The sequence below is a fragment of the Nostoc sp. NMS4 genome, assembly GCF_017115095.1.
Lineage (GTDB): Bacteria > Cyanobacteriota > Cyanobacteriia > Cyanobacteriales > Nostocaceae > Nostoc.
In genome coordinates this window covers 26,088-38,776 of record NZ_JABXKI010000270.1, presented here as the reverse complement: position 1 = coordinate 38,776, position 12,689 = coordinate 26,088, and the positions used below count along the sequence as shown (strand labels likewise).

The following is a 12,689-nucleotide window of genomic DNA, read 5'->3' as shown; positions in this document are numbered from 1 at the left end:
AGAGGAATTATATAGCATTTTATACTACATTCTGAAGTGCGGAATATGGGCTATATGCCTTCAAAGCGCCCTTGTGTGGTTAAACAGCTAAGACCTATTCACAACAATCCCCAAATTTACCAGTTAGTGCAAGAGAGGTTTCAACGCGAAGCAGCTATTTTAGAAGAACTTGGCGGCGCAAATGACCAAATTCCGGCATTATATGCCTACTTCTGTTCAGGTGGACAATTTTACTTAGTTCAAGAATGGGTGGAAGGCGATACTTTAACTGGAAAAGTCCAGATCCAGGGGCTATTTAGTGAAGGCGCTGTTCAGGAATTATTCATGAATTTATTACCTGTCCTGGATTACGTTCACTCTAAGCATATCGTTCACCGTGATATTAAGCCGGATAACATTATTGTGCGTCATCGGGATGGTAAACCAGTGCTTATTGATTTTGGTGCTGTGCGGGAGTCAATGGGAACAGTAGTAAATTCTCAAGGCAATCCTACCAGTTCGATTGTGATTGGTACACCTGGCTATATGCCGAGCGAACAAGCCGCAGGTAGACCAGTTTATTCTAGTGATTTATACAGTTTAGGAATGACGGTAATTTATTTGCTGACTGGTAAACAGGCGCAACAACTAGAAACCGATTCCCAAACGGGTGAAATTGTCTGGCGACAGTATGCCACTGATGTTAGCCCAATTATGGCAAGAATAATCGATCGGGCGATCGCTTATCATCCGCGCGATCGCTACTTTACAGCCAGAGCAATGCTGGATGCTTTACAGAGCATAGCAAATCCAATTCCACCGACGCAACCCCTCTTGACTCAACCGACTGTAGTCTCTGCACCGCCACCTCAAACAGTGCCTGTCAATCCACAGCCTAGCCCTCAAAGTACTAATATTCAGAAAAATATCAGGCTAATACTGGATTAAGATATTTTAAATAATAAGTTTTTCATAATCGGGGAGTAGGGAAAATAACCAATACTTCTTTACAAGAGGCTACATTTAGACTAAGCTCTGTAACCACGCCAACGGTAAAATCTCACAGTTAGTCTGTAGAATTGCTCAGTACAAGTGCCCCTTGCCCTTGTATTATTCCTAATATTAGTTTTGACTTATCAAAGGATTTATTGCTACTTATTAGATAATTTCTAGGTTAGCTTGTGTAGTATATCAGACAAAATTATGGATATTCAATACCCTAAAATCGAGAGATATTAGGGGCTAATCCTAGCGAAATGTATATGGGGTCAGAACAAGACTGTGTTTGTGTGCCATAAACTACATCTCTAGATACTAGTCAGTTTCCGAACCAGGCATTTATATTTAATATATAAGATTGCTATCTTTAAGATTAAAAATCCATAAGTTAAAGAAATGCCATTTTTATATTTTCTTTGTTATTTTGTATTTAACGGGACAGTTCTTCGTGATTTGGTGGGTTTAAATAACAATTAGTTAAACCATTTCCCTTCCCAAAGATGTATGTAAATTTGTTTGCATTATGCTTACTTTGCTTCTTAATCTACAAGCACAGTGCAAATTGACCAAACATATTACATGATGATATTCTCAATCGGCAAATAGTTCATCTACACAAGGAAAACCTTGCCTAAAACTATGCTTAAAACACAGAATCAGCGTATTTTTCTGTCTGCTTTTATTAAACCTTTAGAAGACAAGAATCAAACAGGTAGTGAAAAGCAATTTGTTCAACCTAAACTAGATTTACTGCAACCATTACGTCAATGGCTCGATAAAGTTGAGATTCAGAATCGGAAATTAGCCAAATTTATTGCTAAACTAATTCCTGCCCAGTGTCCATTCGAGCGTGATATCATGCTTTTTGGTCGCAAAATAGCCCATATTCCGCCAATGTGCAAACTGAATCCGCTTTATAACGAACTTGTCTACTTGCGTTTTCGCGCTTTGTGTTATCTAGTAGATCAGTGTGGAGAAGATATTCAATCTTACTGCTGAATATAACTAGATAAAACACAATATGGAAATTAAAATTGAGCATCAGCCCAGACAAGAGTATCTCAATGAATTAGGTGTATTTAAATGGGAAATTTGGAAAAAGGAAGTTTCAAAATTCCCTTGGACTTATGATTCTCAAGAAACTTGCTATTTTTTGGAAGGTGACGTAATTGTTACTCCTAATGGCGGACAACCAGTGCAAATGGGCCAGGGCGATTTAGTGATTTTCCCTCCTGGTATGTCCTGCACATGGGAAATTCTAAGGTACGTAAAGAAGCATTATTACTTTGATTAGTCAAAATGATTATTCAAAATAGAAATAGATAGTCTAATTCTCTGCAAGTTTGGCAGTAAACAAAGATCCCCGGCAACTTTTACGAAGTCGGGGATATTGTGCGATCGCAGCGCAAAAAATCCAGAGAGTTCATAATCATATTATTGGGAGTTTACCAGAAAAAGGTTTTCTTCCACCGCAATTTTATTGAGGAAAATCATTAACAATGTTACTGCATTTAAGTACTTGGCAAGAAGTCGAAGCTTATTTACAGCAGTCAAAGGGGATTATTTTCCCTATTGGTTCCACAGAACAACATGGGCCAACGGGATTAATTGGCACTGATGCTATTTGTGCAGAAGCGATCGCTCGTGGTGTGGGTGATGCAACTCAAGCGATCGTCGGCCCTACAATCAATGTGGGCATGGCACTACACCATACCGCTTTTCCTGGCTCAATCAGTCTGCGTCCCAGCACTTTAATTCAAGTAGTGCGAGATTATGTAACTTGTTTAGCCAAAGCTGGTTTTAGCAAGTTCTACTTTATTAACGGACATGGTGGGAATATCGCTACCCTCAAAGCTGCTTTTTCAGAAACTTACGCTCATTTAGAAGATTTGCAGATTGGTAATGCTCAACAGGTGCAATGTCAAGTGGCAAACTGGTTTATGTGCGGTTCTGTATATAAACTAGCTAAAGAATTATATGGGGATCAAGAAGGTTCTCATGCAACGCCAAGTGAAGTAGCCCTGACTCAATACGTTTATCCAGAGGCGATTAAGCAAGCACCCCTTTCATTAGAAGTTGCAAGCGGACACAAGATTTATGGTGCAGCTGACTTTCGAGTGCGTTATCCAGATGGACGTATGGGATCAAATCCGGCTTTAGCCACGCCAGAACATGGTAAGCAATTTTATGATTTGGCAGTTAAAGAACTTAGCAATGGATATTTGGAATTTGTGAACGCAGAATAAAACTCATGAAAATAAGTTGTAGAGATGCGAGTAAAATCGTGTCTCTGCATAAAAAAGACTGTAAATTACAGCAGATTTAAAGTTGGTGAGGTACACAAGCTAAGTCCCAAAGGCAGCTATAAACCGTGTTTTACTCCTGAATTCTGAATTCTGATTTCTGAATTCTGCTGTATCTTAGCTGTTAATAATTTGTTCCACTGCAACAGAAACATCTGGGAATGCAAGCGGTTGAATTATTCCCCCAGTTAATGTCTGTTTTGTCGCATATTCTCCATCTAATATTTCTCGAAACACCATCAGATGTAACCTTTTTAGATTGACAACCCAATATTCTAAAATACCTGTTTCTGCATAGATTTTGCTTTTTGTCTCTAAGTCTTTTTCTAAACTAGAGTTAGCGTACTCAATCAACCAGAAAATATTTTCGGGATAGGGATGATGCTGTCGATATTCGCGTCCTAAAAGTTGGACAATGGCAATATCTGGTTCGGGTTCCGAGTTGTTGGGTAGAGTAATTGGTTTAGCATGACGAATTTTAGCGCATCCAGCCAATAACTTTGCTAGATAGTCACCAGCTTCACCACTACTATAAGCGTGAGGTTCCCCTTCTGGAGACATTTCGACAATTTCTCCTTTAAGTAGTTCAACTTTGCGATCGCTCAAAATGCCAGCGTCAATCATGCGGTGATATTCGTCAATCGTCCACTTCGCAACTATCACAGTCATGACGATTGATTCCTCCTAAATAATTCTTTATTTTAGACTCAAATTTAAGATGTTAAATCTTACTTAACCCACTGGTATAATAATTATCTTCACTACCTATCCCTTTATGCTACGTAGTATATACAAGTACTAAAAACCTCATCGCTCAAGGCAATCTAACCGTTTTTATACGCAGATGAATATATTCTCTGTGTATTTTTTATGAAAAAAAGATTTATCCCAATGTATATTTCCGCATTATTTTGGGAATCATAAATCGAGGAAGCATTACAGACCGTAAGGTATTACTTCCTGAAATATCACGTAACTTTTAGAGGATAATTATGTCTAAACGCAAGTTGCCTAAAGGCCGTAGTGTTAGTTCAGTTGCTCTAGAACCAGAAGTTGCGATCGCAATCCTTGGATTGTTTTCCGCAGCAGCTGATGGTGAAGGTATTTCTTCCACAGAAGAATATGCTTTAAGTGAATTTCTCAGTCGGGTTGACTTATTTGAAGAATACTCTGAAGAAGACTTTGAAGAATTGACCGAAAAAGTCGTTAGCTTGATTGAAGAAGAAGAACCGGAAGATTTAATCGCCCAATCCATCGAATCCTTACCAAATAAAGGTTATCGTGAAGCTGCATACATCACAGCTATCTTAGTAGTAGGGATTGACGAAGAAGTACCCGAAAGCGAACAAGATTATATCTCTGAACTTCAGGAAGCCTTAAAGATTTCAGACGAACGCGCACAAGAACTTATAGACGCAGTGTTCGGGGAAGAGGAAGACGAGGAAGAAGAAGAAGAAGAGGAATAAGAGTATTAATTTACTCCCGTCGAAGTAAGGTATTATCATCAAGTAGTTTTAATAACTATTTGATGACTAGGAAAACTTCTCTTAGCTTGATGCTGCTGTTTCTGGGTACTCAAATTGGTGTTACCCAGCCAGCAGCTAAAGCCCAAACCCCTGTTGCGCCAACAACTGCTACAAAATCAATTTGTTCTAACCAACTGGGAACAGCTATAGATGCTGTAATCAATCGTCCCTTATTTAGTCGGGTGCGCTGGGGAATTTTGATACAACCCCTGTCAACGGGACCAACTATTTACAGTCGAGATGCTCAGAAATATTTTACTCCCGCATCTAACCTCAAATTGCTGACAACAGCAGCTGCATTGCAGGAATTGGGTGCTAATTTTCGGATTCGCACCTCTATTTATCAAAATGGCAATGGTGTTTTACGTGTAGTCGGTAGGGGAGATCCTAGCTTAAGTGATACTCAACTGCAAACATTAGCACAGCAGTTAAAACAGAAAGGTATTACCCAAATTCAGCGATTGATAGCTGATGATAGTTATATTCAAGGTGATATTGTTAATCCCACCTGGCAATGGGAAGATGTGCAATCAAATGATGGCGCACCAGTCAGCAGCTTTATTCTGAATCAAAATATTTTTAGCTTCAAACTTGTACCACAGGCTGTAGGTAAATCTTTACAAGTCGTGTGGATTGATGCTGGCGAAGCGAAACAGTGGCGGATAATTAATCAGTCAGTAACGGTTCCTCAAAATCAACCAAGCTATGTCAATGTTACCCGCGAATTATCAGGAACAGGATTACGAATTCAAGGACAACTGACAACTAATTCCGAACCCTCTTTAATAGATTTGCCTGTAGTCGATCCTAATTATTACTTCTTACGGCGCTTCCGTACTGCTTTGGCGACAGAAAAAATTACCCTGGGACAAACATTAGTAGTAAATGGTGGTGTGAATCAACAGGAAATAGCATTTGTCGAGTCGCCACCTTTATCAGAATTATTAATGGAAACTCTTCAAAATAGTAATAATCTTTATGCTGAAGCATTGCTGAGAGCATTAGCTGTGAAAAAAACCAGACTGAAAAATCAGACTAGTGCTGATGTCGGTTTAGAAGTTGTCAAAGCAAGTTTAACTAAATTGGGGGTCGATCCAGCAAATTATATTTTAGTGGATGGTTCGGGTTTATCACGTCGTAACTTAGTAACACCAGAAGCTTTTGTACAAACTTTGCGGGGAATTGCAAGAACTCCAGCAGCATATATATATCGCGCATCTTTACCCGTGGCTGGTAAAAGTGGAACTTTGAAAGGCCGCTTTCAAGATACACCTGCTGAGGGTATTGTGGAAGCAAAAACAGGGACATTAACTGGTGTAGTTTCTCTATCTGGATATATGAATGCGCCGAAGTATGAGCCGCTAGTTTTTAGTATTATTGTCAATCAGTCGGATCAGTCTGCAACAGTTGTGCGACAGGCAATTGATGAAGTTGTTGTGTTGTTAACACAGTTGCAGCGTTGTTAATATTATACTTTTCACTCCTAACTTTTTTCATGCCAGCCAAAATCTTACCACCGCCCCTAAAACCTGGAGACTTACTGCGAATAATTGCCCCTAGTGGTGCTTTGCGAGAATTTGAAGCATTTGAACAGAGTCTAGAAATTTGGCGATCGCGTGGTTATCAATTAAAAGTCAGTCCTCAGATAGATGACAAATGGGGTTATCTAGCAGGAACAGACGAAAACCGTCGCCAACAGCTAGCCGCAGCATGGCAAGATCCTGATTGTCGGGGTATTCTCTGTGCCAGAGGCGGTTTTGGCAGCACCCGCATCTTAGAAAATTGGAATTGGCCAAACTCAGGGCTTCCCAAGTGGCTTATAGGGTTTTCTGATATCACAGCTTTATTATGGAGCCTTTATACAGCAGGAATTTCCGGCGTTCATGGCCCTGTAATGACAACTTTCGCCGATGAGTCTGATTGGTCAATTCAGCGATTATTTGATTGGGTAGAAGGTAGTTCTTTCGCCCCTCTCAAAGGTTGTGGTTGGGGTGGTGGCGTGGTGAATGGTACTTTATTACCAGGTAATCTCACGGTGGCTACCCATCTTTTGGGTACACCAATCCTACCACATCTAGATGGGGTAATTCTGGCGTTGGAGGATGTTACCGAAGCACCTTATCGGATTGACAGGATGCTGACACAGTGGCGTTTGAGTGGTGCTTTATCTCAAGTCTGCGGTATTGCTTTGGGGGGTTTTACTCGTTGTGAAGCGCCGCCAAATATATCTAGTTTTAGTGTAGAAGAAGTATTGCGCGATCGCTTGGGTGATTTAGGTATTCCCATTGTCTCCGATTTGCCTTTTGGCCATGATAATCCTAATGCAGCCTTACCAGTGGGTATAGAGGTAACTTTAGATGGGGATGCGGGAATATTAGCGATCGCGCATCCCCATTAAGTTAAAATCAGATCCGCTTATGGTTAAACAAAATGATTGTTTGAACCTCGCGTGACTAGAAGTCATGCGATTCCTGCTTCAACGATCTGTGCCTGAACTGCTCCAGGTCTTACAAGTTCTCCACAGGCGTTTTTAAAGTCTCCGGCGCACCGACGGCGACTTTCAAACAAGTACCTAAAAGTTAAGTATGTTTAACCTCTGTACCTTAAAGATTTTACCCACTAGAGGATCGATACAAAAGTACCTATTTCCTAGTAGAACCCCATATCTTTAGTTGTCGTGGTTCAGATTAGCTTGGTTTTAGCTATGTCCTAATTTTAACAGAATATGGAGCGCCTAATTCATGACTGGAAGTCACGAGTGTGCGGCTTGCGGAAATCAAAAGTTATTTTTGGTAACATTTCTATACAAAAAACTATAGATAGTGTAAAGTATTACATATTTAAACGCTTGCGTAATTATTAAAGGAAAACGTGATTTATGGATAAAAATTTAATAATTGATGTTGGCGTTCACACAGGTGAGGATACAGAGTTTTACTTAAAAAAAGGCTTTCGCGTTGTTGGTATTGAGGCTCATCCTGAGCTTTACGAAGCTACAAAAAAGCGACTAAATTTATATATAGAGAATAATCAACTTACCCTCCTAAATATTGCTGTATCACCGAAAGATGAACCAGTCACTTTTTACGCCAACTTGGAGAGAAGCTTTTGGGGTACAACTTCACCAGATTGGGCTATTCGGAACGAACGCTCTTTTGATGCACCTTCCATTGAAATTACTGTAGAAGGGCGCAGATTTGAAAGTATTTTGGAGGAGTTTGGCATTCCCTACTATCTCAAAGTAGATATAGAAGGTGCTGATTTATTATGCATACAGGCATTACGGCAGTTTGATACTAAACCACAGTTTCTGTCTATAGAATCAACCAAGACTTCTTGGAATGAACTACTAGAAGAATTTGCGCTGTTAAAAGAACTTGGTTATCACAAATTCAAAGCCATCAGTCAAGGGCACGTACCTAAACAAGTCTGTCCTTCACCAGCACGAGAAGGTCAGTATATCCCATATCAGTTTGAATATGGTGCTAGCGGACTTTTTGGAGAAGAAACACCAGGTAATTGGCTTTCTAAGAGTGAAATAATCAAAGTCTATAAAGGCATTTTTTGGACTTATAAAATAATTGGGGTGAATGGGATTATTTACCGATTCCCCATAGGAAAGATGTTCCTAGACAAGCTCAACATCCAGGAACCTTGGTATGATACCCATGTTAGTCTATGAACACAGTATTTTCTCCTGATAGGTAAAAACTACTGTGGGGCTTGAGTTAAACTCAATCCCACTTCCGATAGCAACGAGCTGTACAGTAATAAGGGTGAAAAATTTCTAAGAATTTGCTCTGAATCGTTCTGTAGAAAGTCTCTACTACTTGAGGATCGTCAATATGAAAAGGGTAATCTTGATTAAAGCCTTTAAAGAAATACCAGTTCAAGATTGTTTTACCATTCGGTGTCAGCGCTTGATGAAACTTTAATAACTGTTGAGTAGGGTCTGACAAATGTTCTAATACATCAAAAGAAATGATGGTATCAAAAGTCTCTTTTTCAGGCATTTCCAAGCAAAATCTCATTTTGTGGCTCAAACCCATCTGTTCAGCTCGATAACGCACAAAATCATAATGAATAGGATTAAGATCGCAATATATTACTTGCTCAACCTGTGAACAAAGAGCAGCATTAATTGCATGAGTGCCAATTCCACCGCCAAAATCTAACACCCGACCTTGGGCATGATCTACAATCAAATGTAACGTGTTTTCAATATTTTGACTTTGTTCTAAATGCCAAGCTCCCAACTCAAATAAATAAACCTCTCCCACTTGTTCACGATAAAAATCTGTTGCTTTTTCCCAATCAAAATCTTTATGGCCTAACTCGGCCATTTCTTCTTGTCCTGCCGCTAACTTTTTTTCTAATGTTTCTGAATCTAAATGCAAAAAATCCTGCAAATGTTGTTTTAAGTTAAAAGAGTTTTGCCAATGATCGCTTAAGAAAGCTGGAGCGGGATGCTTAACCATAAATTTAATTAACTATTATCATTAACTCAATATTCTATATTTTAAACTGAATCAATCTTTTCTACCTACTTTTTTTCAAAAATCTAAATTTTAATAATTAATACAATCTGGAAACAAAAATTCTCCCATCAAACTTATAATTAGGTGATTTATTAAAAGCAATTGCCCCTAGTACAACATAGCGTAAATAAACTACCTATTCTCAATCAACGAAACGCTTACGCTGTATTCATTTTTGATTTTGAATTCCGCTTTGCGGTACTAGTGGGCTTTGTGAGAATTAGAAGTATTTACAGGGTAGGAAGAGAGGCGATCGCATGGTTATAATTGTATTCGGTCATAACCCACGATTTGCGATCAAAAATTGAGCTATTTCTGTATGACCACTAAATAATCACGTTCCAGATAAAAGTTGTTTCCATCTGGCATAGACTCTTTAATCACAGTCATCTGTGCCTTTTCTATGAGCCACTTAATTGCTTCTGGTGAAGTTGGATAATACAATTGTTCACTATCTGCTTTGCTGCAAAACCTTGTCCAACCATTTGGTGTGGTTATACTGCTAGTATGAATAAAAGCTCTCCCACCCTCTTTAAGTATTTTATAAATACTGTTTAAATATTTCCAAATTGTTGGTAGATCCAAATGTACAAAAACATCGAAAGAATATATGAAATCAAATTTTTCACCCAACCCGGCTTCAAATTCAGAGTTTTCCATTAAATGAAACTCTACCTGATGATAGTGTCCAATCCTTTCTTTCGCCTTATCTAGCATTGCTGGTGCTACATCAAAACAGTATAGCTTTTCGACATTTTCAACTACTTTAGCTGCAATTCTAGCACCACCAACACCTATCTCTGCAACTGTGCTGTTTTTAGTTAAAAATGGGAAAATATATTCACTAAGAATTTCTTCCACATCTTCTGCTGTCCCCCATTCATCACCTAAATAACTTATGGGAGAATATTTTTCAGGCTGTGAAATTTGATCGTTAGGAATTTGAAAATTATATTTACTCCACTGTTTAGCATACTCGTTCCAGAAGTTTCTATTAATTTCCAAATTTGATGGCTGCATTGATAAATACTGTAGATGGATAACAGGCAGTAATATTAGCATAATTGAGAGAGGCAGAGCAAATTTAAATCTTAGCGATAGGTTGCCAAATGCGATTAATCGGCAGATAAGCACTTGTAATTGTGTAGACACGCCCACTAATCTGGGCTATAGTCCCAAAAGGAAAAATAAGGGAAATGCTATCTTCAGGACAATAATGTTTAAGTGGTGTTTTATAAAGTCTGTAAAATTGCCTGAGGGAGTCAAGCAGTATAGTGTAAATTACGGTAAAATTTACTTACCTTTACTGTACAGCAAGTATTACACGATGCTTTTGGTGGATGTAGCTATCCCTTAGTGAATAAATCACAAATAGCATCATTATTTGGTTGTGATGCTGTGTTATCAGTGTGAACAATTTTCAACTAGTTACAAATTGAACATCTAACTCTTATGAGTCCCATTGTCTTTGACTTCATTCCCGAAATTTCAGTTATACTTTGTACCTACAACCGAGAAAAATATTTAAATAATTGCATCAATAGTGTCGTTGAGCAAACTTTTAAAGATTGGGAACTATTGGTAATTGATGATGGTAGCCAAGATAATACTTTTGAAATTGTCAATTCCTATGTGCAGAAGTTTAATAATATACGTTATTTGAAACACCAAAATAAAAAGTTAGGCTACTCTAAGAACGCCGGAATTCAAGCATCATTTGGCAAATATATCACATTTCTTGACAGCGATGATACATATAGACCTAATCATCTAGAGTCACGACTTAAATTTATGCAAGCCAATCCAGAAATTGACTTGATTGAAGGAGGATTTTTCTCTGAAGAAGAGATTTTTGTAGCCGATTATTTTCAACCAGGTGAAATAATTAATTTACGCGAATGCGTTTTAGGCCCTACATTTTTTGGTAAGAGGAGAGTATTTTTTGACTTGCAGGGATTTAATAATATTCCCTACGGAGAAGATACAGACTTTTGGAAACGGGCAGACAAAATTTTCAAAACTCAAAAATTTACAGAACCACAAACCTACGTTTATACAAGAGCAGAAACAAGCATTACCAAGGATGTTTTAGAACAACGCTCATTAACCGAAAAACTTTGATTCGGTTTATCTCGATCTACTCATTATAATACTACCTGCAACTATGCATATTTGTCATCTAGTTTTGAATAACATTGGTGGAGCGCCAAAAGTTGCTGATTCGCTAATTTCTTCTCAGTCAAAAGCTGGCTACCAAGTCTCTACTGTAGTGCTTACCGTTTTAGAATCACAATGGATAGTATCTTTTAAAGCTGCCAATACTGTGGTTGTTATGAAAGTTGCAGGTACTCTATTTATTATTGGGGGAATAATACACCAAATATGGGTAGCGATACAATTAAGCAGGGTGATTGCTGAACAAAAACCGGATATTATTGTTTGTCATACGGCATTTGTTACTAAACTATTTTATATATCTCAATTCATCCCTAAAAGTTTATCTATTCCATACATTAGCTATATTCACAGTGATTATATTTCGGAATCACAGGTTGAACGTAAAATAAACCCTATTAGTGCATTGCTTCAAAACTTATTTACAAGTCTTACTAGCAGAATTGATATACTGGCGCTTCAGCAAGCTAGTGGATTAATATTTGTTTGCAATTCTCTCTATCAAAGATTCGTAAACATTGGGTTTAAGCATCATCGAATCGTGATATCATACAACCCAGCCATAGATGATATTAGTAACCAAAGTCTTCATCCTACAGCCACATCTTGGTTTAACAATTCGCAATTGATTACCTTTGTATGTGCTTCCCGATTTCACCATCAAAAAGACCATAAAACCTTACTCAAAGCATTTGCTAAAGTTAGTCAAAATCACTTAAATATTCGGCTAATTTTGTTAGGAGAAGGGAATTTAGAAACAGAGATGCAAGTTCTAGCAAAGTTTTTAGCTATTGATGAAATTGTGCTATTTGCCGGTTCTGTTCTCAATCCTAGAGCTTACTTCTCATTGTCTAGAGCAGTTATACTTGCTTCCCATTTTGAAGGTTTACCACTAGTTTTGGTAGAAGCTGTAGCTAGTGGAGTAACATTTATTGCCACTGATTGTCCAGTTGGTCCGCGCGAGATTTCTGAAGTACTCAAATGTGGAACTATAGTACCACCAAATGATGTTGATGCATTAGCAGAAGCTATAATTGATCATGTAAAAACTCCTCCGCAGAAGATCGATCGCTCTGAGCAAATTTCACAATTCTTTAGTGAAACTAGCTGTGCTAATAAGTTAGAAGGTTTAATTCAGGAAGTTGTTTCTCAATGAGTTTAATTAATTA

At 38.2% G+C, this 12,689-nt stretch carries 12 protein-coding genes and 1 pseudogene; 10 read left to right on the top strand and 3 right to left on the bottom strand.

From position 1 onward, the window contains the following. Nucleotides 1-51 precede the first annotated feature (51 nt). The 4 genes and pseudogenes from HWQ37_RS25185 to HWQ37_RS25170 all read left to right on the top strand — a co-directional run. Nucleotides 52-909 (top strand): annotated as a pseudogene (locus tag HWQ37_RS25185) (protein kinase domain-containing protein); the annotation flags it as partial. Nucleotides 910-1,617: 708 nt separating this feature from the next. Then, on the top strand, nt 1,618-1,977 hold the full coding sequence (locus HWQ37_RS25180) for a Mo-dependent nitrogenase C-terminal domain-containing protein (RefSeq protein ID WP_292752418.1): 360 nt from the start codon (nt 1,618-1,620) through the stop codon (nt 1,975-1,977). A 22-nt stretch (nt 1,978-1,999) separates the two neighbouring features. Then, a complete protein-coding gene (locus tag HWQ37_RS25175; protein ID WP_292752416.1) occupies nt 2,000-2,272 on the top strand; it encodes a cupin domain-containing protein in 273 nt (90 codons plus the stop codon). Between the two features lie 205 nt (nt 2,273-2,477). Beyond that, entirely contained in the window at nt 2,478-3,224 is a 747-nt protein-coding gene (locus HWQ37_RS25170; protein WP_292752415.1) for a creatininase family protein, read from the top strand. Between the two features lie 174 nt (nt 3,225-3,398). On the opposite strand, the gene HWQ37_RS25165 is transcribed toward HWQ37_RS25170, so the two are convergent. Then, nucleotides 3,399-3,950, bottom strand: coding sequence for a Uma2 family endonuclease (locus tag HWQ37_RS25165; protein WP_292752413.1), 552 nt, complete (start codon nt 3,948-3,950; stop codon nt 3,399-3,401). A 323-nt stretch (nt 3,951-4,273) separates the two neighbouring features. Here HWQ37_RS25165 and HWQ37_RS25160 point away from each other — a divergent pair, with 323 nt between their 5' ends. The 4 genes from HWQ37_RS25160 (at nt 4,274) to HWQ37_RS25145 (ending at nt 8,489) form a co-directional block, all read left to right on the top strand. Continuing rightward, nucleotides 4,274-4,747, top strand: coding sequence for a tellurite resistance TerB family protein (locus HWQ37_RS25160; RefSeq protein WP_292752411.1), 474 nt, complete (start codon nt 4,274-4,276; stop codon nt 4,745-4,747). Between the two features lie 62 nt (nt 4,748-4,809). Then, nucleotides 4,810-6,273, top strand: coding sequence for a D-alanyl-D-alanine carboxypeptidase/D-alanyl-D-alanine endopeptidase (dacB, locus tag HWQ37_RS25155; protein ID WP_292752409.1), 1,464 nt, complete (start codon nt 4,810-4,812; stop codon nt 6,271-6,273). Between the two features lie 29 nt (nt 6,274-6,302). Next, nucleotides 6,303-7,205 (top strand): S66 peptidase family protein, encoded by a 903-nt coding sequence (locus HWQ37_RS25150; protein ID WP_292752407.1) that lies wholly within the window; start codon nt 6,303-6,305, stop codon nt 7,203-7,205. Between the two features lie 480 nt (nt 7,206-7,685). Further along, the gene (locus HWQ37_RS25145; protein WP_292752405.1) at nt 7,686-8,489 is read left to right on the top strand and encodes an FkbM family methyltransferase; all 804 of its coding nucleotides are present in this window, start codon (nt 7,686-7,688) and stop codon (nt 8,487-8,489) included. A gap of 52 nt (nt 8,490-8,541) precedes the next feature. On the opposite strand, the gene HWQ37_RS25140 is transcribed toward HWQ37_RS25145, so the two are convergent. Further along, a complete protein-coding gene (locus HWQ37_RS25140; protein WP_292752402.1) occupies nt 8,542-9,285 on the bottom strand; it encodes a class I SAM-dependent methyltransferase in 744 nt (247 codons plus the stop codon). Between the two features lie 369 nt (nt 9,286-9,654). Further along, nucleotides 9,655-10,497, bottom strand: coding sequence for a class I SAM-dependent methyltransferase (locus HWQ37_RS25135; RefSeq protein WP_292752400.1), 843 nt, complete (start codon nt 10,495-10,497; stop codon nt 9,655-9,657). A 300-nt stretch (nt 10,498-10,797) separates the two neighbouring features. On the opposite strand from HWQ37_RS25135, the gene HWQ37_RS25130 reads away from it, so the two are divergent. Beyond that, nucleotides 10,798-11,466 (top strand): glycosyltransferase family 2 protein, encoded by a 669-nt coding sequence (locus tag HWQ37_RS25130; RefSeq protein WP_292752397.1) that lies wholly within the window; start codon nt 10,798-10,800, stop codon nt 11,464-11,466. 43 nt (nt 11,467-11,509) lie between these two features. Further along, on the top strand, nt 11,510-12,676 hold the full coding sequence (locus HWQ37_RS25125; protein WP_292752394.1) for a glycosyltransferase: 1,167 nt from the start codon (nt 11,510-11,512) through the stop codon (nt 12,674-12,676). Nucleotides 12,677-12,689: the final 13 nt, after the last annotated feature.